The sequence below is a fragment of the Jannaschia maritima genome, assembly GCF_030973515.1.
Classification (GTDB): Bacteria; Pseudomonadota; Alphaproteobacteria; order Rhodobacterales; family Rhodobacteraceae; genus Jannaschia; species Jannaschia maritima.
This window is the reverse complement of sequence record NZ_JARGZA010000005.1, coordinates 200,001-224,395: the sequence shown is the minus strand read 5'-3', so window position 1 is coordinate 224,395 and position 24,395 is coordinate 200,001. Positions and strand designations below refer to the sequence as shown.

26 protein-coding genes and 1 pseudogene are annotated in these 24,395 nt (G+C 67.2%); 18 read left to right on the top strand and 9 right to left on the bottom strand.

Translation table 11 applies throughout. The features are described 5' to 3' along the window. Positions 1-24 precede the first annotated feature (24 nt). From sdhA to P0084_RS06720, 4 genes are read left to right on the top strand one after another with little or no spacing between them, the layout of a single operon-like run. Positions 25-1,836, top strand: a complete 1,812-nt coding sequence (gene sdhA, locus P0084_RS06735; protein WP_308916051.1) for a succinate dehydrogenase flavoprotein subunit — start codon at positions 25-27, stop codon at positions 1,834-1,836. Beyond that, positions 1,836-2,027 carry a hypothetical protein gene (locus P0084_RS06730; protein ID WP_308916050.1) on the top strand — a complete coding sequence of 64 codons (192 nt, stop codon included), beginning with the start codon at positions 1,836-1,838 and terminating at the stop codon, positions 2,025-2,027. Before sdhA ends, P0084_RS06730 begins: the two co-directional genes overlap by 1 nt. Then, positions 2,024-2,368 (top strand): succinate dehydrogenase, encoded by a 345-nt coding sequence (locus P0084_RS06725; protein WP_308916049.1) that lies wholly within the window; start codon positions 2,024-2,026, stop codon positions 2,366-2,368. Before P0084_RS06730 ends, P0084_RS06725 begins: the two co-directional genes overlap by 4 nt. A gap of 18 nt (positions 2,369-2,386) precedes the next feature. Further along, the gene (locus P0084_RS06720; RefSeq protein WP_308916048.1) at positions 2,387-3,166 is read left to right on the top strand and encodes a succinate dehydrogenase iron-sulfur subunit; all 780 of its coding nucleotides are present in this window, start codon (positions 2,387-2,389) and stop codon (positions 3,164-3,166) included. Positions 3,167-3,217: 51 nt separating this feature from the next. On the opposite strand, the gene P0084_RS06715 is transcribed toward P0084_RS06720, so the two are convergent. After that, positions 3,218-3,670, bottom strand: coding sequence for a protein-tyrosine phosphatase family protein (locus P0084_RS06715; RefSeq protein WP_308916047.1), 453 nt, complete (start codon positions 3,668-3,670; stop codon positions 3,218-3,220). Between the two features lie 132 nt (positions 3,671-3,802). Here P0084_RS06715 and P0084_RS06710 point away from each other — a divergent pair, with 132 nt between their 5' ends. After that, positions 3,803-4,318 carry a redoxin domain-containing protein gene (locus tag P0084_RS06710; RefSeq protein ID WP_308916046.1) on the top strand — a complete coding sequence of 172 codons (516 nt, stop codon included), beginning with the start codon at positions 3,803-3,805 and terminating at the stop codon, positions 4,316-4,318. Positions 4,319-4,355: 37 nt separating this feature from the next. On the opposite strand, the gene P0084_RS06705 is transcribed toward P0084_RS06710, so the two are convergent. Next, complete coding sequence (locus P0084_RS06705; RefSeq protein WP_308916045.1) at positions 4,356-4,502, bottom strand: hypothetical protein; 147 nt, start codon at positions 4,500-4,502, stop codon at positions 4,356-4,358. A 283-nt stretch (positions 4,503-4,785) separates the two neighbouring features. Here P0084_RS06705 and P0084_RS06700 point away from each other — a divergent pair, with 283 nt between their 5' ends. Further along, positions 4,786-5,970 carry a type III PLP-dependent enzyme gene (locus P0084_RS06700; protein ID WP_374213611.1) on the top strand — a complete coding sequence of 395 codons (1,185 nt, stop codon included), beginning with the start codon at positions 4,786-4,788 and terminating at the stop codon, positions 5,968-5,970. Between the two features lie 82 nt (positions 5,971-6,052). Here the strand turns inward: P0084_RS06700 and deoD are convergent, their stop codons facing one another. From deoD to P0084_RS06680, 4 genes and pseudogenes are all read right to left on the bottom strand, one after another. Next, complete coding sequence (gene deoD, locus P0084_RS06695) at positions 6,053-6,763, bottom strand: purine-nucleoside phosphorylase (RefSeq protein ID WP_308916044.1); 711 nt, start codon at positions 6,761-6,763, stop codon at positions 6,053-6,055. Between the two features lie 176 nt (positions 6,764-6,939). Next, positions 6,940-7,284, bottom strand: coding sequence for an H-NS histone family protein (locus P0084_RS06690; protein ID WP_308916043.1), 345 nt, complete (start codon positions 7,282-7,284; stop codon positions 6,940-6,942). 58 nt (positions 7,285-7,342) lie between these two features. Further along, positions 7,343-7,573 carry a hypothetical protein gene (locus P0084_RS06685; protein ID WP_308916042.1) on the bottom strand — a complete coding sequence of 77 codons (231 nt, stop codon included), beginning with the start codon at positions 7,571-7,573 and terminating at the stop codon, positions 7,343-7,345. Between the two features lie 112 nt (positions 7,574-7,685). Beyond that, positions 7,686-7,952: pseudogene (locus tag P0084_RS06680) on the bottom strand (methylmalonyl-CoA mutase family protein); the annotation flags it as partial. A 181-nt stretch (positions 7,953-8,133) separates the two neighbouring features. Between P0084_RS06680 and P0084_RS06675 the strand changes: the two are divergent. The 5 genes from P0084_RS06675 to P0084_RS06655 all read left to right on the top strand — a co-directional run bounded on the left by P0084_RS06675 (position 8,134) and on the right by P0084_RS06655 (position 13,162). After that, positions 8,134-9,525 (top strand): 1-acyl-sn-glycerol-3-phosphate acyltransferase, encoded by a 1,392-nt coding sequence (locus P0084_RS06675; protein ID WP_308916040.1) that lies wholly within the window; start codon positions 8,134-8,136, stop codon positions 9,523-9,525. 411 nt (positions 9,526-9,936) lie between these two features. Beyond that, a complete protein-coding gene (locus tag P0084_RS06670; RefSeq protein WP_308916039.1) occupies positions 9,937-10,134 on the top strand; it encodes a hypothetical protein in 198 nt (65 codons plus the stop codon). Then, a complete protein-coding gene (locus P0084_RS06665; RefSeq protein ID WP_308916038.1) occupies positions 10,094-10,804 on the top strand; it encodes a helix-turn-helix transcriptional regulator in 711 nt (236 codons plus the stop codon). The genes P0084_RS06670 and P0084_RS06665 overlap by 41 nt, the downstream gene beginning before the upstream one ends. Before the next feature lie 170 nt (positions 10,805-10,974). Then, positions 10,975-11,628 (top strand): acyl-homoserine-lactone synthase, encoded by a 654-nt coding sequence (locus tag P0084_RS06660; protein WP_308916037.1) that lies wholly within the window; start codon positions 10,975-10,977, stop codon positions 11,626-11,628. A gap of 19 nt (positions 11,629-11,647) precedes the next feature. Further along, positions 11,648-13,162, top strand: a complete 1,515-nt coding sequence (locus P0084_RS06655; RefSeq protein WP_308916036.1) for an ATP-dependent DNA helicase — start codon at positions 11,648-11,650, stop codon at positions 13,160-13,162. A gap of 7 nt (positions 13,163-13,169) precedes the next feature. On the opposite strand, the gene P0084_RS06650 is transcribed toward P0084_RS06655, so the two are convergent. The 3 genes from P0084_RS06650 to P0084_RS06640 all read right to left on the bottom strand — a co-directional run bounded on the left by P0084_RS06650 (position 13,170) and on the right by P0084_RS06640 (position 15,146). Then, positions 13,170-13,658 carry a GNAT family N-acetyltransferase gene (locus P0084_RS06650; protein ID WP_308916035.1) on the bottom strand — a complete coding sequence of 163 codons (489 nt, stop codon included), beginning with the start codon at positions 13,656-13,658 and terminating at the stop codon, positions 13,170-13,172. Next, on the bottom strand, positions 13,651-14,265 hold the full coding sequence (locus P0084_RS06645; protein WP_308916034.1) for an HD family hydrolase: 615 nt from the start codon (positions 14,263-14,265) through the stop codon (positions 13,651-13,653). Before P0084_RS06645 ends, P0084_RS06650 begins: the two co-directional genes overlap by 8 nt. A gap of 116 nt (positions 14,266-14,381) precedes the next feature. Then, positions 14,382-15,146, bottom strand: coding sequence for a VPLPA-CTERM sorting domain-containing protein (locus tag P0084_RS06640; protein WP_308916033.1), 765 nt, complete (start codon positions 15,144-15,146; stop codon positions 14,382-14,384). A 155-nt stretch (positions 15,147-15,301) separates the two neighbouring features. Here P0084_RS06640 and ahcY point away from each other — a divergent pair, with 155 nt between their 5' ends. From ahcY to msrQ, 7 genes are all read left to right on the top strand, one after another. Next, entirely contained in the window at positions 15,302-16,690 is a 1,389-nt protein-coding gene (gene ahcY, locus P0084_RS06635) for an adenosylhomocysteinase (RefSeq protein WP_308916032.1), read from the top strand. A 180-nt stretch (positions 16,691-16,870) separates the two neighbouring features. Further along, on the top strand, positions 16,871-17,779 hold the full coding sequence (locus tag P0084_RS06630; RefSeq protein WP_308916031.1) for a PRC-barrel domain-containing protein: 909 nt from the start codon (positions 16,871-16,873) through the stop codon (positions 17,777-17,779). A 213-nt stretch (positions 17,780-17,992) separates the two neighbouring features. Beyond that, positions 17,993-19,306 carry a PRC-barrel domain-containing protein gene (locus tag P0084_RS06625; RefSeq protein WP_308916030.1) on the top strand — a complete coding sequence of 438 codons (1,314 nt, stop codon included), beginning with the start codon at positions 17,993-17,995 and terminating at the stop codon, positions 19,304-19,306. Positions 19,307-19,448: 142 nt separating this feature from the next. Further along, on the top strand, positions 19,449-19,787 hold the full coding sequence (locus tag P0084_RS06620; RefSeq protein ID WP_308916029.1) for a DUF2853 family protein: 339 nt from the start codon (positions 19,449-19,451) through the stop codon (positions 19,785-19,787). A gap of 142 nt (positions 19,788-19,929) precedes the next feature. Then, positions 19,930-22,545, top strand: a complete 2,616-nt coding sequence (clpB, locus tag P0084_RS06615; RefSeq protein ID WP_308916028.1) for an ATP-dependent chaperone ClpB — start codon at positions 19,930-19,932, stop codon at positions 22,543-22,545. Between the two features lie 173 nt (positions 22,546-22,718). Continuing rightward, positions 22,719-23,612, top strand: a complete 894-nt coding sequence (gene msrP, locus P0084_RS06610; protein WP_308916027.1) for a protein-methionine-sulfoxide reductase catalytic subunit MsrP — start codon at positions 22,719-22,721, stop codon at positions 23,610-23,612. Then, positions 23,609-24,223 carry a protein-methionine-sulfoxide reductase heme-binding subunit MsrQ gene (gene msrQ / locus P0084_RS06605; protein WP_308916085.1) on the top strand — a complete coding sequence of 205 codons (615 nt, stop codon included), beginning with the start codon at positions 23,609-23,611 and terminating at the stop codon, positions 24,221-24,223. The genes msrP and msrQ overlap by 4 nt, the downstream gene beginning before the upstream one ends. The last annotated feature ends 172 nt before the right edge of the window (positions 24,224-24,395 follow it).

Below are 24,395 nucleotides of genomic sequence, written 5' to 3'. Positions count from 1 at the left end.
GACACACCATCTGGAGAACGACCGATGGCTGCATACGAATACGAGACGCACGAATACGACGTGGTGGTCGTGGGCGCGGGCGGCGCGGGCCTGCGCGCGACCCTGGGCATGGCCGAACAGGGGCTGCGCACCGCCTGCGTGACCAAGGTGTTCCCGACCCGGTCCCACACCGTCGCGGCCCAGGGCGGCATCGCCGCATCCTTGGGCAACATGGGCGCCGACAACTGGCAATGGCACATGTACGACACCGTGAAGGGGTCGGACTGGCTGGGCGACACCGATGCCATGGAATACCTGGCGCGCGAGGCGCCGAAGGCCGTGTACGAGCTGGAGCATTACGGCGTCCCGTTCTCCCGCACGGAAGACGGCAGGATCTATCAGCGGCCCTTCGGTGGCCACACGACGGAATACGGCGAAGGTCCCCCCGTGCAACGCACCTGTGCCGCTGCCGACCGCACGGGTCATGCGATCCTCCACACGCTCTATGGCCAGTCGCTGAAGCAGAAGGCCAACTTCTTCGTCGAGTACTTCGCCATCGACCTGATCATGTCGGAGGACGGCGAATGCCAGGGCGTGATGTGCTGGAAGCTGGACGACGGCACGCTGCACCTGTTCTCCGCCAAGATGACGGTGCTGGCGACCGGTGGCTATGGCCGGGCCTACTTCTCGGCCACCTCCGCGCACACCTGCACCGGCGACGGCAACGGCATGGTCGCGCGCGCGGGCCTGCCGCTCCAGGACATGGAGTTCGTGCAGTTCCATCCCACCGGCATCTACGGCGCCGGCTGCCTCATCACCGAAGGCGCGCGGGGCGAGGGTGGCTACCTGACCAATTCGGAAGGGGAGCGGTTCATGGAACGCTACGCCCCCACCTACAAGGACCTGGCCAGCCGGGACGTCGTGTCCCGCTGCATGACGCTGGAGATCCGCGAGGGCCGCGGCGTCGGCAAGGACGGCGACCACATCCACCTGAACCTGTCGCACCTGCCGGGCGACGTGCTGGCCGAACGGCTTCCGGGCATCTCGGAATCCGCCCGCATCTTCGCGGGCGTCGACGTCACGAAGGAACCGATCCCCGTCCTGCCCACCGTCCACTACAACATGGGCGGCATCCCCACGAACTATTGGGGCGAGGTGCTGGCGCCGACCGCGGACGATCCCGACCGCGTATCGCCGGGCCTGATGGCGGTGGGCGAGGCGGGCTGCGCGTCCGTGCACGGCGCGAACCGCCTTGGGTCCAACAGCCTCATCGACTTGGTGGTGTTCGGCCGGGCCGCGGCCATCCGCGCGGGCGAGATCGTGGACCCGGACACGACCGGGCCCACCCCCAACACGCGATCGGTCGAGATGGCGCTCGCCCGCTTCGACGGCCTGCGGCACGCGCGGGGCCAGGTCGGCACCGCCGAGCTGCGCTTGCAGATGCAGAAGACCATGCAGCAGGACGCCGCCGTCTTCCGGACCGAGAAGACCCTGAACGAGGGCCGCGAGAAGATGGACGACATCGCCGCCAAGCTGCCCGACGTGTCCGTCACCGACAACACGCTGATCTGGAACTCCGACCTGATGGAGACGCTGGAATTGGCGAACCTGATGCCCAACGCGGTCGCCACCGTGACGGCGGCCGCGGCGCGCAAGGAGTCCCGCGGGGCCCACGCGCACGAGGACTATCCCGACCGCGACGACGAGAACTGGCGCAAGCACAGCCTCGTCTGGTTCCGGGGCGACGAGATGAAGTCCGACATGGGCTATCGCGGGGTCCACGTGAAGCCGCTCACCACCCACAACGAGGGCGGCATCGACCCCAAGAAGATCGCCCCGAAGGCCCGGGTGTATTGATGCGTGCTGCAGCGGTGATCGCCCTGACCCCGGCCCTGGCCGCCTGCATGGCGACGGGGCCCGATGCCCGGCGGGCGGCCTATCTGGACTGCGCCCGCGACGCGGGCTTCGCGGTCCGGGGCGGCACCATCGTCGTGGGGCCGCGCGACGACCTTCGGAACCTGGACGCATGCGAGGCGATCCCGCGATGATCCGACTGCTCTCCCTTCTGGCCTCCGCCGCGATCCTGTCGGGCTGCGCCGCCGCCGTAGGCCCCGCGGCGGGCGTCGCCACGCAGGCCACGCGCGCCGCGGCCAAGGCCACGGTGACGCAGGTGGCCACGCGCCGCTTCCCCGGCGTGCCCGTCGCCCCCATATCGGATTGCGTGATCGACAACGCCACCGTGACCGAGATCGTGACGCTGGCCCGCTTCGCCGCGGGCAGCGTGCCGCCCCAGCCCGCGATCGACACGACGCTCGCCGTCGTCGCGCGGCCCGACACCGTGACCTGCCTGACGGAGCGCGGGCTGCCCCGCGCGCTCGCCCGGCTCTGACGACCGAAAGGGACGACCATGGTCCAGCTGACCCTGCCCAAGAACAGCCGCATCACGACCGGCAAGACCTGGCCCAAGCCTGAAGGGGCGAACCGGCTCAAGACGTTCAAGATCTATCGCTGGAGCCCGGAGGACGGGAACAACCCGCGCGTCGACACCTATTTCGTCGATCTGGACACCTGCGGGCCGATGATGCTGGACGCGATCATCAAGATCAAGAACGAGATCGACCCGACCCTGACCTTCCGCCGGTCCTGCCGGGAAGGTATCTGCGGGTCCTGCGCCATGAACATCGACGGGATCAACGTGCTCGCCTGCACCTATGGCATCGAGGAGGTGTCGGGCGATGTGAGGATCTATCCGTTGCCGCATATGCCGGTGGTCAAGGATTTGATCCCCGACCTGACGCACTTCTATGCCCAGCACGCGTCCGTCATGCCGTGGCTGGAAACGACGACGACCGAGCCCGCGAAGGAATGGAAGCAGTCGATCGAGGATCGCAAGAAGCTCGACGGCCTCTACGAGTGCATCATGTGCGCGTCCTGTTCGACCGCCTGCCCGTCCTATTGGTGGAACGGCGATCGCTTCCTCGGACCGGCGGCGCTGCTGCACGCCTATCGCTGGATCATCGACAGCCGCGACGAAGCGACGGGCGAGCGACTGGATCAGCTGGAGGATCCGTTCAAGCTGTATCGCTGCCACACGATCATGAACTGCGCCAAGACCTGCCCCAAGGGCCTGAACCCCGCCAAGGCGATCCAGTCGATCAAGAAGATGATGGTCGATCGCCGGATCTGACGCCGGTCCGTCCCCGACGGCGCCGCCCCCGGCCTGGGGGCGGCCCCATCCTCAGCCCGCAGCCCAGCGCCGTTGCGCGTCCGTCTCGACCGCGCCCGGCCTGACGGCCCGCAGCCGCCGCAGCGCCACGTCGGGCGATTCGCCCATCGCCACCATCAGGCGCAGGGCGACCATGCCCGACCGCCCCTGGCCGCCGCGGCAATGGACCAGAACGCCTCCGCCCGTCCGCAGCACCGACAGGCACGCCGCCTCCGCCCCGGGCCACGCCGCCGCCGTGGCGCCGTCCGGCCCACCGAAGTCGCGGACGGGCAGGTGCCGCCACGCGATGCCCCGCCCCGCGATCCGGGCCCCTAGCCCCGGCGGCATCTCCGCGGCTTCCGTCATCGACAGGACCAGCGCCGCGCCCCAATCCACGATGGCATCCACCGTGCCCTCGTCGCGGGGCAGGGGTGCGACCCCGATCCGGCCGGGGGGCACGGCCACGGTGGCGATGGGGAACGACATCCGGGCGGCATCGCCCGTCCGCCCCGCTCGCGCAAGCGTGACGTCCCATCGGCGCACAAGGGCCTGCGCGGTGACGGGACGGGTCGGACGGCCTAGACCAGGGGGAACGCATCACCCGAAAGGACCCGTCCCATGCTGAAGACCGACGCCCAGGCCCCCGCCCTCGCCGTGCCCCTTTTGGGAGGCGGCACCTTCGACCTGTCGGCGGAAACGCCGCGGGCCTTCACCCTGGTCTTGTTCTATCGCGGCAAGCACTGTCCCCTGTGCACCAAGCAGATGGAGGAGGACGTGATCCCCAACCTCCCGAACATCGCGGAGGCGGGCCTGTCCGTCGTCGCCGTGTCCATGGACACGGAGGACCGCGCCCGCGACCAGGCGCAGGACTGGGTGGAGGCCGGCCTGCGCGTCGGCCACGGCATGACGGAAGCGCAGGCCCGCGACTGGGGCCTCTATCTGTCGACCGCGCGCAGCGACAAGGAACCCGCGCTCTTCTCGGAGCCGGGCATGACGCTCGTCCGCCCGGACGGCCGGGTCTATGCGCATTGGCAGCAATCGGTGCCCTTCGCCCGGCCCCGGATCGCCGATCTGCTGGGCACGATCGGCTTCATCGTCGACAACGACTATCCGGCCCGCGGCACCGCGGCCTGAGGGGCGGGGGCTCCGCGAAGGGGCCCTCCGTCCGACCCTATCGCACGTCGTCCGTGATCAGGTCGCCGTCCACGTCCTGGTCGGTCGTCGCCTCGATCTCCTGCGGGGTGTCGACGCGGTTGTTTCCGGACGGGACGCAGGCGGCGATCATGGCGATCAACGGCAAGGTCAGGATGGCCTTCATGGCGGTCTCCTCCGCAGGTGCCAGTGGGGAACCCGCCCTCGCGAGGGACGGTTCCGCCGCCACCCGACGGGCCGGCGGACAATCGCGCGCGCCACGGCGATTCCCACTTGACCGAATCGCCCCGCGGACGCACATGCGCGCCACAAGACGCCAACGCACGCGCCTCTGGCACGGCTGACGGTCCCCCCGCGGGCACGGTTATGTAGCGACGGTAACGTCTCCCTTGGAACAGAGCGGTCTGAGCCTGCACGCGCAGGAATGGCCGGGTCTATCGGAGATGACCATGAACGCGATCGTGACCGGCCTGTCGGGCCGCAACGCCCCCATTCACCCCGCAGCCCCCAGCCGTGCCGAGGCGTACATCGCCGCGCACGACTTCGCGCGCCCGACGCTCGTGCTGGATCTCGACGCCGTGGAACGGCAGTTCCGCGCCCTGACCGCCGGCCTGGGTCGCGCCCACGTGCACTATGCCGTGAAGGCCAACCCCGAACCGCGCATCGTGGAACGCCTGGTGGCGCTCGGCTCCGGCTTCGACGCGGCCTCGCGCGGCGAGATCGAGCTGGTCCTGTCCCAGGGCGCGCATCCCGACCACGTGTCGTTCGGCAACACGGTCAAGCGGGCGTCCGACATCGCCTTCGCGCACCAGGCCGGCATCACCCTCTTCGCTGCCGACGCGGAGGAGGAGCTGGACAAGATCGCGGCCCATGCGCCGGGCGCGCGTGTCTACATTCGCCTGTTGGTGGACAACCCCGACGCCGACTGGCCGTTGTCGCGCAAGTTCGGCGTCCCCGCCGACCGCGTCATCCCCCTGCTGGCCCATGCCCGCGCCCGCGGCCTGGTGCCTCACGGCCTGTCCTTCCACGTCGGCAGCCAGACGCGCGAGGCCTGGATGTGGGCCGGCACGCTGGACCGCGTCGCCGCCGTCTGGCACGCCGCGCGCGACGCGGGCTTCGATCTGCACCTGTTGAACGTGGGCGGCGGCTTCCCCGCCTTCTACGGCACGGCCATCGACCACCCGACCGCATACGCCGCTGCCGTGATGGACCTGATCGCCGACCGCTTCGGCGACGTCGCGCAGATCATGGCCGAACCCGGCCGCGGCCTGGTGGCGGAGGCCGGCGCCATCGCGGCGGAGGTGATGCTGGTGGCGCGCAAGTCGGACGACGACCTGCACCGCTGGGTGTACCTGGACATCGGCAAGTTCTCGGGTTTGGCCGAAACGATCGACGAGGCGATCCGCTACCAGTTCGTCACCCTCCGAGACGGCGCGCCGATGGGGCCCTGCATCTTGGCCGGCCCGTCCTGCGACAGCGCCGACGTGCTCTACGAGAAGCGGCCCGTCTCGCTGCCCCTGACGCTGGCCGCGGGCGACAAGGTGATGATCCGCAACTGCGGGGCCTACACCTCGTCCTATGCCTCCATCGGCTTCAACGGCTTCCCGCCGCTTGACGTGGTCGTGCTGGGATAGGTCGCTTCGTCGATCCGCACCGGGTCATTCCCGGGCTCGACCCGGGGACCTCCCCCCGTGATCGAGCCCGAGGGTGGCGGTCCTAGGCGTCCGCGAACGCCGCCTCCAGCGCGATCTCGACCATGTCGCCGAAGGACGACTGCCGGTCCGATGCCGGCAGCGCCTCGTGCGTCATCAGGTGGTCGCTGACCGTCAGCACGGCCAGGGCGCGGCACCCGTGGCGCGCGGCCAGGGTGTACAGCTCCGCCGCCTCCATCTCGACGGCCAGGATCCCGTGGCGCGTCATCTGCTCGGTCAGGTCGGGTCGTTCGTCGTAGAACACGTCCGACGAATAGATTCCGCCGACATGGACCGCCGCGTTCCGCGATCCGGCCGCCGCATGGGCCGCCTGCAGCAGGTCCCAATCGGCGCAGGGGGCGAAGTTCACTTCGCGCAATATCCCGCGCGACGGGGTGGAAAGGGACGTCGCCGTCATGGCCAGGATCACGTCGCGCAATCCGATGCGTTCCTGCATGGCGCCGCACGACCCGATGCGGATCAATGTCCGCGCGCCGTATTCGGCGATCAATTCGTTGGCATAGATCGAAAGGCTGGGCATCCCCATTCCGGATCCGTGGATCGTGACCGGATTGCCGCGCCACGTGCCCGTGAATCCCAGCATGCCGCGAACGTCATTCACCAGCCGGGGGGCATCCAGATAGGTTTCGGCAGCCCATTTCGCTCGCAGCGGGTCGCCCGGCATCAGCACGGTTTCGGCGATGTCGCCCTTCTCGGCGCGGATATGGGGGGTCATGGGTGATCCTTTCCGGAACGGGATTGACCGCCACCTAACCGCACGGAGTCGGGAAAGGTCCAGCGGATCGCCGCCGGGACGTCGTCGCTGTGGATCGCTCCGGGGACGCGGACCGCACCGCCATCCCTACCGAAGGAAAGGGGTCGATCGCCGGTCCGATGCGGCGACCGGGATGGTCAGATCGCCATGTCTTCCGGCGCCTTTCCGGCCGCGATGGCTTCCTTGTACCAGACGGGCTGACGCCCCCGGCCGGACCAGGTCTTTTCGGGATTCTCCGGGTGGCGGTATTTCGCCGGACCCTTCGACCGTCCAGCGGAATTTCGCTTGCCGGTCTTTCCACCGAATACATCGTCGATCGTATAGCCTTCCTTCGCGACCATCGCCTCGATCTCGCCGCGCAATTCCTTCAAGCGGCGACCGTCGTATTCGGACTGCGCCCGCTGAATATCCTTCAACTGCGCTTCCATGTCCTTGCGCGCCTTGTCCAGCTCCTCGCGACTCAACTTTTCCAGTTTTCCCACGGCACCGACCCTCCATCCACATCCGGTGGGTCGAAGCTAGGTCGCGGCCTGGAATGGATCAAGCCGCTATTGCGTGGCCAATTCTGAAAACGCGGCGTAATCGACGATATCTGCGGTGATCCGGTTCAATTCGAAATCCGTTGAGGGTATGGGCGCGCGCCGTTCCCAATCCCCGGTGGCCGTCGGCATCCTCGTCCTGAATGACGCTGCCGACCACCACGGGCAGCGTCGTGCCCGCCCGGATCGATGGACCTATGGCATGCGTCCACTCCGCCCGGGCGGCAGCCATGATGGCCCTTCGCGTGCCGTGGATCCCCGCATGGGCGGCGCACATCCCGCGATCGCGCGCATGCGGTTACCTGCTTGGCCTCGTCGATTTACCCGTCCAGGCCTGGCTCGCCCGTCTGGGACGTGTTCACCCGGTCAAGCGGGATGTCCCAGAACGAGGTTCGCATGTCGCCAAGATGGCATACGGGAATGCCGACCTCGCCCCGCGCCGGCGCGCGCTCGTAACTGTACCCCGCCTGCGTGGAGAGGTCGAACGCGACGGACCGTCCAGTCTGCCCCTCCGCAAGGATCCGACGACACGACGCATTCGACGTTCTCTCGGTCGAATGGCCGGCCCGGGTGTGGAGTGGCCGGGGGCGGTCCTTCTCCACGACCGCGATGACCTTTGAAACGATGTTGCGCCTCGACGGTAGTTGCGGTTTCGGATCGTCCTTATCGGTTCGCCGCGCCGCGGCACGGATCGTGGCGACGGTCGTATGCACGGGGGGTGTACGGGGGGTGCACAGGGGGTGCCCCCCACCGTACGGTGCCCCATGATCATCGCAACGTCCGTTCCGGCCCGTGTTCCATAGCGTCGAGATTCCGCTCTGGGCGCTGGTCCTGCTCGTCGCGTTCGCCGCCGTCACCTTCGCGTCCCACTTCCTGTTTCCGTCGGTTCGCTGGTTCTTCCGCCGCCGCGCCGAACGCGTCGTGGGTCGCCTGAACGCACGCCTGCGCCGCCCCTTGCAGCCCTTCAAGCTGGCCCGCCGCGCCGACACGATCCGGCGGCTGTCCTACGACCCGCAGGTGGCGCAGGCGATCGCGGACCATGCCCGCGACGAGGGCGTGCCCTTCGACGTCGCCTTCGAGACGGCGCAGCGCTACGCCCGCGAGATCGTGCCCGGCTTTTCGGCCACGCTCTACTTCGGAGTGGCCAGCCGCATGGCGAAATGGCTATCGCGCAGCCTCTATCGGGTGCGCGTCGTGCGCGGGGCGCAGGCCCTGAACCGGATCGACCCGGACGCCACTGTAGTCTTCGTGATGAACCACCGCTCCAACATGGACTACGTGCTGGTGACGTGGCTGATGTCGGGTCAGACGTCGCTGGCCTATGCAGTGGGCGAATGGGCCCGACGTTGGCCCCTGCGCCCGCTGATCCGCGCGATGGGGGGCTATTTCGTTCGCCGGCGGGACTTGAACCCCCTGTATCGCAAGGTTCTGGCCCGCTACGTCCAGCTCGCCACCGCCGAGGGCGTGACCCAAGCCGTCTTCCCCGAGGGCCGCCTGTCGCGCGACGGGACGCTACATCCGCCGAAGCTGGGCATCCTGTCCTATGTGCTCGACGGGCACGACCCCGGGGGCCGCGACGTGGTCTTCGTGCCCGTGGCCTTGAACTACGAACGCGTGCTGGAGGACCGCACCCTGATCGCCGCCGCTGCCGCGGGGGACGGCCGTGAGGGCCGCTTCCGCCTGCGGTGGTGGCAGGTCGCGCGGTACCTGTTCCGCCACCTGCAACTGTGGCTGACGGGTCGCCTGCGGCGCTTCGGCTATGCCGCCGTGGCCTATGGCGAGCCTCTGTCCCTGAATCGCTGGCTGGCGGACGCGCCGGGCGACCCCGCGCAGGCGTTGGGCGAGGCCCTGATGCACCGGATCGAGGTCGTGCTGCCCGTCCTGCCTCTGCCGCTCGTCGCCCGCGCCCTGGGGGCGGGGCTCGTGGAGGTCGATGCCATCGCGGACCGGCTATCGGCAGACCTGTCCCTCTACCGTCGCGGGCATCACCCCATCGTGCTGCCCGACCAGCCCCCCCGCGATCTGGTCCTCTCCGCCCTGCGGATGCTCGAGGTGCGCAGGCTCCTTTCGCTCGATGGTACGAAGGCGCGACTCACCCCCGAGGCGGGGCCCATCCTGGACTTCTACGCCGCGACGCTTCCGCGACGGGCCGGATCGCAGGAGATTCCATCGGGGATACGATGATGAGTTGATTATCACCTGCATCCTGCTGGTCTTCCCACGACGCAGCGACACGGCGGGCGACGCATGCCGCAACACGAACGCATCCAATCCATCCCGGTGCAGCCGGGAAGGATCTCCATGCAGAGGGCCAGATGCCGCCCCCTGGACCACGCCCTCGTCCGGATGGACATCCCGCGCACGGGCTGGCACACCCCCAACGACGCGATCGCAGCGGGACCTTTGAGGGGCTGATTGGGGCACCGTACGGTGTGTTCGCATCCTGCTAACCGGTTCAGACCATTGTGGGGGCGTCACTTGCGATGGTGCCCCTCCCCATTTCTGGGGGACCGAAATTAGCGAGTATCGCACCGTGCCCGCACTCCCTTAGGTTTTTGCTTAACCACAGCTTAACCATTGGGAAGGAAGGCTCTCATGCAGAACGAATGGATCATCGAGGTTCTCGGCGACCTGCGGGCCTTCGCGGCCACCAACGACCTGCCCGGCCTGGCGTCCGAACTGGAGGATACCATCGTGGCCGCCACGGTCGAGTTGGCGCAGGACGGCTGGGCCGAAGACGGGGCGGAACGGCATGAGCGCACGACTGGAACAGTTCTTAGGGCGGTTGTCTGACGCCGCGACGGTCGATGATGCCAAGGCGGCGGTCCTATCCGCCGTCTCGGACTTCGGGGTGGAGCACCTCGTCTTCCACGCGGCTCTGCCGAACGGCGAGCAGGTCAGCGCTTTCACCTACCGCCCCGATTGGGTGGAAACCTACGTTGAGCAGGACTTCTTCCGCGTCGATCCGGTGGTGCTGGGCTGCTACGGCGGCTTCGCGCCGTTGGACTGGAAGCGGCTGGACTGGTCCAAGAAGGCGGCACGCGTCGTGATGGCCGAGAGCGTGGCGCACGGCGTAGGTACTCAGGGCTACACGGTGCCGATGCGCGGACCCGGCGGGCAGCACGCGGTTCTGACGATGAACGCCACCATGTCCGACGACGCTTGGGCCCGCTTCACCGGCGAGGTGAAGAACGACATGCTGCTCGCGGCCCATTACGCGAACGAGAAGATCATCGCCCTGACGACGCCGGCCCATGCGGCCTCGCAGGCGCTGTCGCCGCGCGAAAGCGACGCCCTGACCTACTTGGCGAAGGGTCAGAGCCGGGGACAGGCGGCCGAGCAACTCAAGATCTCGGAGCACACGCTGCGCGCCTACATCGAATCGGCACGGTTCAAGCTGGGGGCGGCGAACGTCACGCATGCTGTCGCGAGCGCGCTGTCGCGCGGTCTGATCTGTCCTTGACCGGCCTGTGGTCCCCGTAGTGGCACACGCTTACATGACGCGCCCGCACCCGCCTGCGCGTGCGGCTGAGCAAGGTTCGTTGCGCATTCCTTGTTGGAGCGTGCGGTAACGAACCGTTAACCCGCTCGCCGGGAGCCCTTCCGTCATCAAGACAGGAAGGGACACCCGCCATGATCCGCTACATCTACGCTTCGCAGTTGGACGCCCACGCCGAACTGGCCGCCGAGATGTTCCGCGATCGGGCCGCGCAGTTCCGAGACCGCATGGGCTGGGACGTCACCGTCGACGACCTGGGCTGGGAAACGGATCAGTACGACGCGATCGATCCCCTCTATGTCATCGCGGAGGACGAGGACGGCCACCATGCCGGGTCCGTCCGCTTCCTGCCCACCACGGGTCGCACCATGCTGGGCGAGATCTTCCCCCACCTGATGGGCGGCGCGCCGATCCGGTCCCCCCTGATCTGGGAATGCACACGCTTCTGCCTGTCGCCCAAGGCGGCTTATGGCAAGGATGGCGCGGGCGTCGCGCAGAAGCTGCTGCTGGGCGGCCTGCAACTGGGGCTCGAGATGGGCTGCACCCATTCGCTGGGCGTGTTCGACCGTCCGATGGTCCGCGTCTATCGCCGCCTGGGCTGGTCGCCGGAGGTGCTGGGCAGCCAGGACGGCATCAGCGCCGGCATCTGGGAGCTGTCCGAGGGCGTAGCCGATCACTTCTGCGGCGCGCTGGGCATCGACCGGGCGGAGGCGAAGGGATGGCTGGACGCCTCCCTGTCCACGCTGACGCCTGCCGCCACGCCGGTGGCCCTTCCCGTTCGCGCCTGAACACACCAAAAGGGGCGGCATGGAGCTGCCCCCCCTTTCCGACGATCAGGCCGCGGCCTGGGACCGCATCGCGGCGATCCTGTGCGACAGCGGGATCGACACGGTCCGGGGCGAGGCCGCCGACCGAGAGGACGAGAACGACCGTGTCCTCGCCGTGACGGGCAAAGCGGGATCGGGCAAGACGATGCTGTTGGCCGGTCTGGTCGACGCGGTGCGCGAGGCCGGCGCCGATTTGGTGTCGGGCGACTACGAACGGCGCAAGCGGGATCGCCGGACCCTGGCGGTGCTGGCCCCCACGAACAAGGCGGCCAGCGTGCTGCGGACCCGTGGCGTGCCGGCGACCACGATCCACCGGATCATCTACACCCCCGTCTACGATCCCGAGTACGAACGCATCGCGGAATGGCTGGCAGGCGACGGGGACCGCCCCACCGTCGAGGGGCTGGACGACGCAGCGCTGGACCGCGCCAAGCGGGTCTACGACGAGACGACGTCGGTGCCGGGCGCCCTCGCGGCAGCGGGCCTGCGCGGGTCGGACTTCATTACCGGATGGAAGCGCCGCGAAGCGCCGCTCGACATCGGCTTCGTCGACGAAGCCTCGATGCTGGACGACAAGCAGTACGAGGACCTGCGCGAGATTTTCCCTACCCTGGTCCTGTTCGGCGACCCCGCGCAGCTCGCTCCGGTGAACCAATCGGGGCGCATGATCTTCGACCGCTTCGAAGGTGACGACAAGCTGAACCTGTCGCGCATCCATCGGCAGGAAGCCGACAACCCGATCCTGGACCTGGCGCATGCCCTGTCCGACGATCAGGTCGACTTCTACCGGTTCGAACAGATGATCGAGGATGCCGCGGCGAAGGATCCGCGCGTGGTCATGGCGTCGCGGGTGGACAGCGATCTGATGGCGCGCTCCCCCGTCCTGGTCTGGCGCAACGCGACCCGCATCCGCCTGATCCGCGCGTTCCGGCAGGCCCATGGTGCCGACGAGACGCAGATGATCCCGGGCGAGCCCCTGATCTGCGACGGGCTGGAGCTGCCCTTGAAGCATCGCAAGCGCCGCATCGATCTGGAAGCCCGCGGCCTGATCAAGGGCGCGCAGGTGATCTATCTGGGCCCCGGCAAGAAGCCGGGCTTCAGCCGGTTGCACGTCGTCGGTGCGCCCGATCCGCTGGTCTCCGTCAGCAGCATCGTCAAGATCGAGAGCCCGGACAGCGACGAGCCGTTCCTGCCCTTCGCGGCCCGCATGGGGGCCGCATTCCTGCACGGATCCGCCGTGACGATCCACAAGGCGCAGGGATCCCAATGGGACGACGTTCAGGTCTTCGGTCCCGACCTCTATGCCGCCAGCCGGGCCGGGCGGCTGGAAGCGGGGCAGCCGCTCTGGAAGCGACTGGCCTATGTCGCCGTGACGCGCGCGGTGACCCGGCTGATCTGGGTGCGCCGTTATGCGCTGGGCAAGCCGCAACACCCGTTGGGAACGAACGACCTGACGTCCCAGCCCGCGCCGTTGGAGTTGTCCGGCGAACGCTGAGCGGGCGTCAACGCCGCAGGTCGTATCGCTTCAAGGTCTGCGCCACGCGGCGCCCGTCCGGCAATACCACGCCGTCGCGCCGTCCCGCATCCTCGAACCCTCGGGAACGATAATAGGCGAGGCCGCCTTCGTTGTCCTCCCGGCTCCAGGCGTCGATCGCGGCGAACCCGGCGGTGCGGCAAAGGGTCGACGTCGCGCGGAACAGGGCGGAGCCGATCCCCAGCCCCTGCCGTCCGCGCTGGGCGAAGGTCGCGATGGCGGCCCGGTCCATCCCATCGATGGGCTCGACCCATTGGAACCCGACCACCGTGCCGCCAGCCTCCGCGACGTGCCAGACGGTGCCGGGGGCGGCCATCCATTCGGTCAGGTCCTCCCGCGTGACCGGTTCGGTATAGGCCGTGGTTCCGCCTGCCGCGATGATCGCGTTCAGCAGTGCCGTCATCTCGCGCGCGTCGAGCGTGCCGGCGCGGCGGACGCTGATCGGTTCGTCAGGCATCGCAGGCCTCCATCAGATCGGCGTGCAGGGCGGCGAATGCGTCGCGGGCCTCCGCGGGCGGTCGCGGCGTCAGGTCCAGGCCGGCCAGTAGGGCGGGGGCGGGGCGGCCGAAATAGGTGTCGGCCTCCGCCGCGGTAAACTCGGCCAGGAGCACGGCCTCCAGCCAGGCCGACACGGTATCCGCCTTCTTGATCCGGCGTTTCAGCGGCGCGCGGGTCTTGGCAGGTAGGCCGAACCGGATGTGGATGGCCTGCTGCAAACGATCGTCCAGCGCACCATAGCCTGGGCCGACCGCCGCCTTCACCGGCGAGATCATGTCGCCGATGACGTATTCGGGCGCGTCGTGCAGCAGGGCGGTCAGGCGATCGCGCGGTGTCGCCGCCGGATGCAGCCGGGCCAGGATGTCGACCACGAGCATCGAATGCTCCGCTACGGAAAAGGGCCAGTCGCCGCGCGTCTGCCCGTTCCACCGCGCGACGAAGGCCAGCCCGTGCGCGATGTCGCCGATCTCGACGTCGAGCGGGCTGGGGTCGAGGAGGTCCAGCCGCCGTCCCGACAACATGCGCTGCCAAGCCCGTGGCGTGGGACGCTTGCCCGGTGGGGACATGAGTGCCGTTCCTTCGTCGTTCCTTCGTCCAGGTGGCCATCTAGGGCGGACCCCCGGAACGAAGAAGGCCCGGCGCGGAGCCGGGCCTTCCACGTGACGTGCCACGTCCGCGGAGGTCAGGCGCGGGCCTTGCGGCGCGCGACCCAGCCGAATGCGCCCAGGCCTGCGGCCAACAGGGGCAGACCGGCCGGCAGTGGCACTTCCGACGGCTCCGCGATGGAGGCGGTGATGTCGAACGCCCCCTCGATTGGCCCGACGTCGTTCAGGTCGTTGCCATTGAACATCCGTTCCTGAAAGGTCCCGATATAGATGTCGAACGTGCCCCCGATCGCGTTCGCGGGCAGTCCGCCCGTCGCGCCGTGCGTGACGCGCGTGAAAAGGCCGGGAAGGTTCTGCTGTTCGGTGCCGTCGCCGGCGATGAACTGCGCCACGAGGTTCGAGGCGAACATGTCGAACGGGGCGGGCAGGGCAGCCAACGTGGCGCCGAAGAGGCCGAACGCCTGGTCGAGACGCAGGTCGGGCACGTCGATCGAACCCGCCACGCTGTCCGAGGCCCCGCCGTCGTCGATGTCGACCTGATAGGATGCGCCCAGCGTGAACGTGTAGTCCTTCGCCACCGCGGGCTCGACGTTCGGGTCAAGCGTCCCGCCGTAGCGGCCCGAAAGCGTGATGACCGCTTCCGCGACCTCGCCGCTGGGGTTCTCGCCCATTTGGATCTGACCCAGGATGCGCCCGATGTCGGCGGCGGCCTGCTCGGCATCGCCGAACACGGCGAACCGGCCATCGGTGACGTCGAAGGTCGCGACTTCGACCGCGGCGGACGCGGTGGCGCCGGCGGCCGTGACGGCGACCGCGGCGAGGATGGTGCGGATGGTCTTCATGGCGATGACTTCCTATTCGACTAAAATGCGAGGGAACGGTTGCCCGTTTCGGTTTCGCCTGTCCACTGGTCACGTGGTGGAATGGTTACGTTGCCGGTCCCGGGGCGGGGTGTTAGGGGCGGCGCCGATCGTCGCGCCCAACGGGAGGCCACCGCATGACCCGAGACTACGTCGTGAAGGACATCGGCTTGGCCGAGTTCGGCCGCCGGGAACTGGACATCGCCGAAACGGAGATGCCGGGGCTGATGGCCTGCCGGGCGGAGTACGGCGAGGCCAAGCCGCTGGCCGGCGCCCGGATCGTGGGCAGCCTGCACATGACGATCCAGACCGCCGTCCTGATCGAGACTCTGAACGCGCTGGGGGCCGACGTGCGATGGGCGTCGTGCAACATCTTCTCGACGCAGGACCACGCCGCCGCGGCCATCGCCGCGGGCGGCACGCCGGTCTTCGCGGTCAAGGGCCAGTCCTTGGAGGAGCACTGGGACTATCTGGACCGCAGCTTCCAGTTCGCGGACGGGCCGAACCTGATCCTGGACGATGGCGGCGACGCGACGCTCTACGTCCTGCTGGGTGCGCGGGCCGAGGCGGGGGAGGACGTGATCCCCGTGCCGACGTCGGAGGAGGAGGAGGTGATAAAGGCGCAGATCGCCAAGCGGATGAAGGAATCCCCAGGCTGGTTCACGAAGGTCCGCGACCAGATCGTCGGCGTGTCCGAGGAGACGACGACCGGCGTCCATCGCCTCTATGACTTGCACAAGAAGGGAATGCTGCCGTTCCCCGCAATTAACGTGAACGATTCCGTCACCAAGTCGAAGTTCGACAACAAGTACGGGTGCAAGGAATCCCTCGTCGACGGAATCCGGCGGGCCACCGACACGATGATGGCGGGCAAGGTCGCCGTGGTGCTGGGCTATGGCGACGTCGGCAAGGGTTCGGCCGCGTCGCTGGCCGGCGCGGGCGCGCGCGTCAAGGTGACGGAAGTCGACCCGATCTGCGCGTTGCAGGCCGCAATGGACGGGTTCGAAGTGGTGCTGCTGGAGGACGTGGTCGATTCGGCCGACATCTTCGTCACGACCACCGGCAATCGCGACGTCATCCGGATCGAGCACATGCGCGAGATGAAGGACATGGCCATCGTCGGGAACATCGGCCACTTCGACAACGAGATACAGGTCGCCAACCTGAAGAACCATAAGTGGACGAACATCAAGGAACAGGTCGACATGATCGAGATGCCCTCGGGCAATCGCATCATCCTGCTGTCCGAAGGCCGTCTGCTGAATCTGGGCAACGCGACGGGACACCCGTCCTTCGTGATGTCGGCCAGCTTCACGAACCAGGTGCTGGCGCAGATCGAGTTGTGGACCAAGCACGACGACTATGCCCCCGGCGTCTATCTGCTGCCGAAGCATCTGGACGAGAAGGTGGCGCGCCTGCACTTGGACAGGATCGGCGCGAAGCTGACGCCGCTGGCCAAGGCGCAGGCCGACTACATCGGGGTGCCGCAGGACGGACCCTTCAAGTCGGACCACTACCGCTATTGAAGTCGCGATGTCCGGTCCGTTGGGTGCACGGGCTCGGTACGCAAGCCGCGGCGTCGGCAAGATGGGTTTTGCATGGATGGCGAGGGGCCTCGTGGAACAGGGCATCCCGGGCGCGGCGTTGAGAGGACGATCGGGGCGCAGGATGTGCCCCGCTGACCCTTTCATCCAGGAGAAACGAAGATGACCTTCCGCTCCACGCTTCTGACCACCGCCGCCGCCATCGCCCTCACGAGCGCCGCCCATGCACAGACGGCGACGACCGCCGAAACGGATCCGCTGCTGCTGAAGGATGGCGAGGCCGCCGCCGTCGAAGCCGGCAATGCGGTCGAGGGTGCCGTCCAGGGCGCCGCCGAAACCATGGAGAACGCGGGCGATGCCATCGCCAGCGGTGCCGAGGCGACGGGCGACGCCATCGTCGATGGTGCCCAGACCGCCGGTGACGTCATCGCGGACGGCGCCGAGGCCACGGGCGACGCCATCGAGAACGGCGCGCAGGAACTGGCCGTCGAAGCCGACGATGCGACCGAGCTGGATGCCGATGCGCCGATGACCGCCGAGACCCGGGTCGTCCCGCTGGATGGCGCCGAGACGGACGCGTCCGAGGACGCACTCATCGCCACGGATGCGGCGAACGACGCGATGACCGACGATGCCGTCGTCGAGACGGATGCTGCCGAGGTGGAGGTCACCACCACCGAGACGGAGGTGATCGTTGCCGATGCGGATGCCGACGCGTCCGGTCTCTATGGGACCTTCGGCGACTTCGCCGTGTCCGACCTGGTTGGTCAGAACGTCCTTGTCCGTCAGGACGGGGGGTCGGAGTTCGACGACATCGGTGAGATCGACAACTTGGTTCGCGCGAGCGCCGGGTCGGGTGAGGTCCTGGCCATCGTCGGCGTCGGCGGGTTCCTGGGCTTGGGCGAGCACGACGTCGCCATCCCGCTGAACCGGTTCGAGCAGCTCGACGACGCTTTGGTCCTGCCCGACATGACCGAGGCGGAACTGGATGCGATGCCCGAGTTCGACGGCGAGGCGGAGATCCTGGCGAACGACATGACCGTCAGCGGCGAGCCGATCGTCGTCGAGTGACGCACTGCCGTAGTGCCGTAATTATCTCCGAGGGCCGTCCGTCAGGGCGGCCCTTCGTCGTTTCGGAACGCCGCATCCGGGCCGATTGGCGTAATGCGCGATAACTCCCTTGGGTTCCATCCATAATTATGGATGGGATCTGGAACGAATTGGGGGGGGCGGGGGGTTGTCCGAGTACCTGCAAACGAAAACCTCCAAGGAGGAACAACAGATATGAAGACGCACAAGATTCTTCTGAGCTCCGTCGCCGCCATCGCCCTAACCGCGGGCGCCGCCATGGCTCAGTCCGCCGCCGATTACACCGAGACGGAGATCCGCGACGCCGAGACCCGTCTGACCACCGCGAGCACCGATGCCGATGGCCGCATGATCGACGCCGAAGGCGCGTTCATCGATGCGGAAGGTTTCTATGCCGACGCCGAGGGCGTTCGCCTGGAGAGCGGCGCGCAGCCGATGACGGCGCAGACGATGACGCTGGAGACAGATGCCACCGCGACCGCCGCCATGGGTGGTCAGGTCGTGGTCGAGCAGGCCGAGGCCGACGTGTCGGTGGAAGTTCCGGACCCGGTCGTGACCGTCGATCAGGCGCGTCCCGAAGTGCTGGTCGAGCAGGCCGAACCCCAGATCACCGTGACCGTGGCTGAGCCCACCGTGACGGTCGAGCAGCAGGCGCCGATCATCACGATCGAGCAGGCGCAACCCGAAGTGGTCGTGTCCATCCCCGAGCCGGTCATCACCGTTCGCATGCCCGAGCCCGACGTGAACGTCGCCACGGCGCAGCCCGAGGTGTCGATCCAGCAGCCCGAGCCGGTGGTCCGCTTCGTGCGTCCCGAGCCGCGCATCACCATCCAGGAAGCCGAGCCGCGGGTCGAGGTGTCCTCCGCCGAGCCCGAAATCCGGGTAAACCGTGCCGCGAACGCTGCGATCACGGTCGAGCAGGCGGAAGCCAACGTCTCGGTCGAGCAGGAGGGCGAAGGCCAGGTCCGCGTGTCCGAAGCCGATCCGGTCGTCAACGTCGAGCAGGCCGAAGGCGCTGCGGTGGACGTTCAGCAGGCGGAAGCTCAGGTGAACATCCAGGAGCAGGACGATGCCAACATCATCGTGACCGACCAGCAGAACATGCTGGACACGGAAGCGACGACGCTGGAGACCGAGACGGCGACCGCCGAGGTCGAAGTCGAGCGTGACGCCGAGATCCTGGGCACCGGTGGCCTGTACGCCGCGTTCGCCGATAGCCGGGTCAGCGACTTGGTCGGCATGAACGTCCTGTCCGAGAACGGCAACGACGTCGGCGAGATCGATCGTCTGATCCGTACCGCCGGCGGCGAGTTGGCTGCGGTCGTGGGCGTCGGTGGCTTTCTGGGTCTGGGCGAGCACGACGTGCTGATTCCGCTGGATCGCTTCGCACTGACGGACAATCAGATGATGCTGCAGAACCTGTCCGAGGCCGAGCTGGAGTCGATGCCCGAATGGGATCGCAACGGTGAAGTCATGCCGCTCGGCATGGCGGTCGGCGACGCGTACTGATCACGGTCGCATAGTCACGAGTAGACGGTTGGAGGGGCCCCATTCGGGGCCCCTCGCTTCGTTTCGGATCAACTTTCTCTTTATTTCATGACCGCGGCATCGGATGCTCGGGGCACGGAACACCACGACGGAGGGACCCCGCATGAGCAAACTCGACGAGAAGGTCGGTAAGTACATCCAGGTGGTTAAGGACAAGGGGGTCGACCTTGATACCGACCTGCTGCGCAAGGTCACGCGCGCTTGCGGTCCCTCGATCTATTCGTCCGATGCGGAGACCATCGCGACCAGCCAGCCGGGGGAGATGGAGACGGTCAAAAACAACTTCCTGATCCGCAAGCTTGGATTGAGCGATGGCCCCAAGTTGGACGAGGGAATGGCGAAGGTAGTCGAGACCTATGGCAAGTCCGACACCCGCAAGTACCGCGCCGTCATCTACTACATGCTGACGAAGCATTTTGGGAAGGAGGACGTCTATAAGTGACGTCGTCCGCCCGACGATGCGGTTGGCCGGGATAGGGTTGCAGATCGGCCACACACTTCCCATCTCCTGTACATGAGGCCCGACCGGGTCCGTGCCGTTTCGGGCGGATCGCATCTGGGTGCCAGGAACAGGAGTTACGACGATGGACTTCGAGAAGTTCACCGAACGCGCGCGCGGATTCGTGCAGGCCGCGCAGACGATCGCCACGCGCGAATCCCATCAGCAGTTGATGCCTGAGCATTTGCTCAAGGCCATCATGGACGACCCCGAAGGCATGGCTGCCAACCTAGTCGCGCGCAGTGGCGGCGCGCCCGACCGTGTGCGCGAGGCCGTGGACGCGGCCGTATTGCGTCTGCCGGTCGTGAAGGGTGACGTCGGACAGGTCTATCTGTCCCGGGAGGTCACGCGAGTATTGGACGAGGCGGCGAAGGTCGCCAAGAAGGCGGGCGACAGCTTCGTGCCGGTCGAGCGGGTGCTCATGGCGCTCGCGATGGTGAAGTCGAAGGCGAAGGAGGCCCTTGATGCGGGTGCCGTCTCCGCCCAATCGCTGAACGCGGCGATCAACGACGTTCGCAAGGGCCGGACTGCAGACAGCGCGTCGGCCGAAGATAGCTATGAGGCGCTGAAGAAGTACGCCCGCGACCTGACGGAAGCCGCCCGCGCGGGCAAGATCGACCCCATCATCGGTCGCGACGAGGAGATCCGGCGCGCGATGCAGATTCTGTCGCGGCGCACGAAGAACAACCCCGTGCTGATCGGCGAGCCGGGCACCGGCAAGACCGCCATCGCGGAAGGCCTGGCGCTGCGGATCGTGGATGGCGACGTGCCGGAATCCCTGCGTGACAAGAAGCTGATGTCGCTGGACATGGGTGCGCTGATCGCGGGCGCGAAGTATCGCGGCGAGTTCGAGGAGCGCTTGAAGGCGGTCCTGTCCGAGGTGTCCGCCGCGGCAGGCGAGATCGTCTTGTTCATCGATGAGATGCACACCCTCGTCGGGGCAGGCAAGACGGATGGCGCCATGGACGCGGCCAACCTGATCAAGCCTGCATTGGCGCGGGGCGAGCTGCACTGCATCGGTGCCACCACGCTGGACGAGTACCGGAAGTACGTCGAGAAGGACGCCGCCCTGGCCCGTCGCTTCCAGCCGCTGATGGTGGAGGAACCGACGGTCGCCGACACGGTCAGCATCCTGCGTGGCATCAAGGAGAAGTACGAACTGCACCACGGCGTGCGGATCTCCGACAGCGCGCTGGTCGCTGCGGCGAACCTGTCGAACCGCTACATCACGGACCGCTTCCTGCCGGACAAGGCCATCGATTTGGTGGACGAGGCCGCGAGCCGTCTGCGCATGGAGGTGGACAGCAAGCCCGAGGAGCTGGACGCGCTCGATCGCGACATCCTGCAGAAGCAGATCGAGGTGGAGGCGCTCCGTGTCGAGGACGACGCCGCGTCGAAGGATCGCCTGGCCAATCTGGAGCGTGAACTGGCGGAGCTTCAGCAGCGATCGTCGGAGATGACGGCGCAATGGCAGGCCGAGCGTGACAAGCTTGACTCGGCCCGTGATCTGAAGGAGCGGCTGGACGTCCTGCGTGTCGAGTTGGATCAGGCCAAGCGCGACGGCAACTTCGCCCGCGCCGGCGAGCTGCAATACGGCACCATCCCGGCATTGGAGAAGCAGCTGGCCGAAGCCGAGGACGGCGACAACGACCTGATGGTTGAGGAGGCGGTACGCCCCGAACAGATCGCCGAGGTGGTCGAGCGGTGGACCGGTGTGCCCGTGTCCAAGATGCTGGAAGGCGAGCGCGAGAAGTTGTTGCGCATGGAGGACGAGATCGGACGCCGGGTCATCGGTCAGCGTCAGGCTGTCACCGCCGTGGCCAACGCCGTGCGGCGTGCACGGGCCGGTCTGAACGACGAGGCGCGTCCCCTGGGCAGCTTCCTGTTCCTTGGCCCCACCGGCGTCGGCAAGACGGAGTTGACGAAGGCCCTGGCCGAGTTCCTGTTCGACGATGACGGTGCCATGGTTCGGATCGACATGTCCGAGTTCATGGAGAAGCACGCCGTCGCTCGTCTGATCGGAGCGCCGCCGGGCTATGTCGGTTATGACGAAGGCGGTGTCCTGACGGAAGCCGTGCGGCGCAGGCCGTATCAGGTCGTTCTGTTCGACGAGGTCGAGAAGGCGCATCCGGACGTGTTCAACGTGCTGTTGCAGGTGCTGGACGACGGCGTCCTGACAGACGGGCAGGGCCGGACGGTCGACTTCAAGCAGACGCTGATCATCCTGACGTCGAACCTGGGTGCCCAGGCGTTGTCGCAGTTGCCCGATGGGGCCGATGCCAGTCAGGCCAAGCGGGACGTGATGGACGCGGTGCGTGCCCATTTCCGGCCGGAGTTCCTGAACCGCCTGGATGAGACGATCATCTTCGACCGTCTGGCCCGCGCGGACATGGGCGGTATTGTGGATATCCAGATCGCCCGGCTGGCCCGTCGGCTGGAGGCGCGCAAGCTGAGCCTGTCGCTGGACGACGACGCGCGCGCCTGGTTGGCCGACGAGGGTTACGATCCGGTGTTCGGGGCACGACCGTTGAAGCGGGTGATTCAGCGCAGCCTGCAGAACCCGTTGGCGGAGATGATCCTGGATGGGTCCGTGACGGATGGCACCACCATCCCGGTTACGGCCGGCCCCGATGGCCTGATCATCGGCGACCGGCTGTCACGCAGCGACCGGATGCCGCCCGCCGAGGCGGTCGTTCACTGACGAGGGGCATGCAGCATCGGGGGCGGCCTTCGCGCCGCCCCCATCGCGTCTGGAACCCTTCCGATGACGGGCGACTTACTTTCCCGTGACCCGAACGGGTTTCCCTTTTGTCGATAGGGGTGGGTTGTCGTAGAGACGTCCACGACCGCCGAGCGATGTTGGAAGGAAAGTGTATGCGCGGACCGCGATTGACCCGAGATGACGTGACGCCCGAGCGGCTGTGGCTGAACCGGCGGCAGATCATCGCGGCGATGGGCGCGGGAACCGCGCTGGGGACGGCGGGCCTGCCGGCCCGTGCACAGGCGCTGGAACCGAATACCTGGGAGGAGATCACCACCTATAACAATTACTATGAGTTCGGGACTGGCAAGGACGAACCCGCCGAGAACGCTGGCGCCATGCAGACGAGTCCCTGGACCGTGACCGTCAACGGACTGGTCGACAGGCCGGGCGAGTACGCGTTGGAGGATTTGATCGGAGACCTTCCGACGGAGGAGCGCATTTATCGGTTCCGATGCGTCGAGGCCTGGTCGATGGTGATCCCTTGGAACGGCTTCGAGTTGCGCACCCTCTTGGAAAAGGTCGGCGTGCAGGACGGTGCGCGATACGTCGCATTCGAGACCGCGGCCATTCCCGAAGTGATGCCGGCGCTTGCCTATCCCATCCTGGATTGGCCGTATCGGGAGGGGCTGCGCTTGGACGAGGCCATGCATCCGCTGACCATCATGGCGACCGGGATCTACGGTAAACCGATCCCCAACCAGAACGGGGCACCTATGCGGCTGGTCGTGCCATGGAAGTACGGTTTCAAGTCCATCAAGAGCATCGTCCGGATCAGCCTCGTTGACGAGGAGCCCCATGCCACATGGAAGGTCAGCGGTCCGAGCGAGTACGGGTTCTATGCGAACGTTAACCCGAACGTGGATCACCCCCGCTGGTCGCAGGCCAGCGAGCGGGTCATCGGAGCCGGCCTGTTCGGTGGTCGCCAGGACACGTTGATGTTCAACGGATATGCCGATGAGGTGGCCCACCTCTACGAAGGCATGGACCTGAGTGTGAACTACTGAATGCCGCGACGACATTCGGTCCGCGCATCAGCGGTTGGGCCAGGAAGGTTCCCACCTGGCCGATCTATCTGATCGGGCTCGCTCCAGCGATATGGCTGATTTGGGCCGGGACGACGGGCGGACTGGGGGTCGACCCCGTGAAGGCGATGGAGCATCGCGCCGGCCTGTGGAGCCTGCAACTGCTTCTGGCATCGCTGTGCGTCACGCCCCTGATGCGGTTCGCGCGGATCAATCTGATCAAGTTCCGCAAGCCCCTGGGCCTCCTGGCCTTCGGATACCTAGTGTTGCACTTCCTTATCTGGCTGGTTCTCGACATGGCTTTGCGCTGGGACGAGATTGCCCGCGATCTCGTCAAGCGCCCGTATATCGTCGTAGGGTTCGCGGCATTCGTGATCCTGGTTCCGGTCGCGGCGACCTCCTGGCAGGGGGCGATCCGGCGGATGGGGCAAGTGGCATGGCAACGGTTGCATCGCCTCGTGTACCTCGCCGTACTCCTCGGGGCAGTCCATTTCGTCATGCAGGAGAAGGTCTGGACCGTCGAGGCGATCGCTTATCTTATCGGGACCACACTCCTAGTGGGCATGCGGTTCCTTTGGGTCCGGAGATGGTGACGAACGTTCGCCCGGCGCGCGGGAAACGAGCGACGAGCCAAGCCGGATCTACCCGCGAACCCGTACCTGCTGACCGATCATCTCTGTAAGCGATTGATTCTGAACGGTTTTCGTCGACGATGCGAAAAAAGTGCGCTGCCGACGAAAAAAGCCCTTGCGGGCCCCGGACCCC

What these genes read in the sequence shown, in the direction of transcription:
- msrP (WP_308916027.1), top strand. Translation starts at nt 22,719, where the DNA reads ATGCGCGGACCGCGATTGACCCGAGATGACGTGACGCCCGAGCGGCTG.
- P0084_RS06720 (WP_308916048.1), top strand. Translation starts at nt 2,387, where the DNA reads ATGGTCCAGCTGACCCTGCCCAAGAACAGCCGCATCACGACCGGCAAG.
- P0084_RS06630 (WP_308916031.1), top strand. Translation starts at nt 16,871, where the DNA reads ATGACCTTCCGCTCCACGCTTCTGACCACCGCCGCCGCCATCGCCCTC.
- P0084_RS06730 (WP_308916050.1), top strand. Translation starts at nt 1,836, where the DNA reads ATGCGTGCTGCAGCGGTGATCGCCCTGACCCCGGCCCTGGCCGCCTGC.
- P0084_RS06645 (WP_308916034.1), bottom strand. Translation starts at nt 14,265, where the DNA reads ATGTCCCCACCGGGCAAGCGTCCCACGCCACGGGCTTGGCAGCGCATG.
- ahcY (WP_308916032.1), top strand. Translation starts at nt 15,302, where the DNA reads ATGACCCGAGACTACGTCGTGAAGGACATCGGCTTGGCCGAGTTCGGC.
- P0084_RS06660 (WP_308916037.1), top strand. Translation starts at nt 10,975, where the DNA reads ATGATCCGCTACATCTACGCTTCGCAGTTGGACGCCCACGCCGAACTG.
- P0084_RS06655 (WP_308916036.1), top strand. Translation starts at nt 11,648, where the DNA reads ATGGAGCTGCCCCCCCTTTCCGACGATCAGGCCGCGGCCTGGGACCGC.
- P0084_RS06685 (WP_308916042.1), bottom strand. Translation starts at nt 7,573, where the DNA reads ATGGCTGCCGCCCGGGCGGAGTGGACGCATGCCATAGGTCCATCGATC.
- deoD (WP_308916044.1), bottom strand. Translation starts at nt 6,763, where the DNA reads ATGACCCCCCATATCCGCGCCGAGAAGGGCGACATCGCCGAAACCGTG.
- P0084_RS06705 (WP_308916045.1), bottom strand. Translation starts at nt 4,502, where the DNA reads ATGAAGGCCATCCTGACCTTGCCGTTGATCGCCATGATCGCCGCCTGC.
- P0084_RS06715 (WP_308916047.1), bottom strand. Translation starts at nt 3,670, where the DNA reads ATGTCGTTCCCCATCGCCACCGTGGCCGTGCCCCCCGGCCGGATCGGG.
- P0084_RS06670 (WP_308916039.1), top strand. Translation starts at nt 9,937, where the DNA reads ATGCAGAACGAATGGATCATCGAGGTTCTCGGCGACCTGCGGGCCTTC.
- P0084_RS06700 (WP_374213611.1), top strand. Translation starts at nt 4,786, where the DNA reads ATGAACGCGATCGTGACCGGCCTGTCGGGCCGCAACGCCCCCATTCAC.
- sdhA (WP_308916051.1), top strand. Translation starts at nt 25, where the DNA reads ATGGCTGCATACGAATACGAGACGCACGAATACGACGTGGTGGTCGTG.
- P0084_RS06640 (WP_308916033.1), bottom strand. Translation starts at nt 15,146, where the DNA reads ATGAAGACCATCCGCACCATCCTCGCCGCGGTCGCCGTCACGGCCGCC.
- clpB (WP_308916028.1), top strand. Translation starts at nt 19,930, where the DNA reads ATGGACTTCGAGAAGTTCACCGAACGCGCGCGCGGATTCGTGCAGGCC.
- P0084_RS06665 (WP_308916038.1), top strand. Translation starts at nt 10,094, where the DNA reads ATGAGCGCACGACTGGAACAGTTCTTAGGGCGGTTGTCTGACGCCGCG.
- P0084_RS06710 (WP_308916046.1), top strand. Translation starts at nt 3,803, where the DNA reads ATGCTGAAGACCGACGCCCAGGCCCCCGCCCTCGCCGTGCCCCTTTTG.
- P0084_RS06725 (WP_308916049.1), top strand. Translation starts at nt 2,024, where the DNA reads ATGATCCGACTGCTCTCCCTTCTGGCCTCCGCCGCGATCCTGTCGGGC.
- P0084_RS06620 (WP_308916029.1), top strand. Translation starts at nt 19,449, where the DNA reads ATGAGCAAACTCGACGAGAAGGTCGGTAAGTACATCCAGGTGGTTAAG.
- P0084_RS06625 (WP_308916030.1), top strand. Translation starts at nt 17,993, where the DNA reads ATGAAGACGCACAAGATTCTTCTGAGCTCCGTCGCCGCCATCGCCCTA.
- P0084_RS06650 (WP_308916035.1), bottom strand. Translation starts at nt 13,658, where the DNA reads ATGCCTGACGAACCGATCAGCGTCCGCCGCGCCGGCACGCTCGACGCG.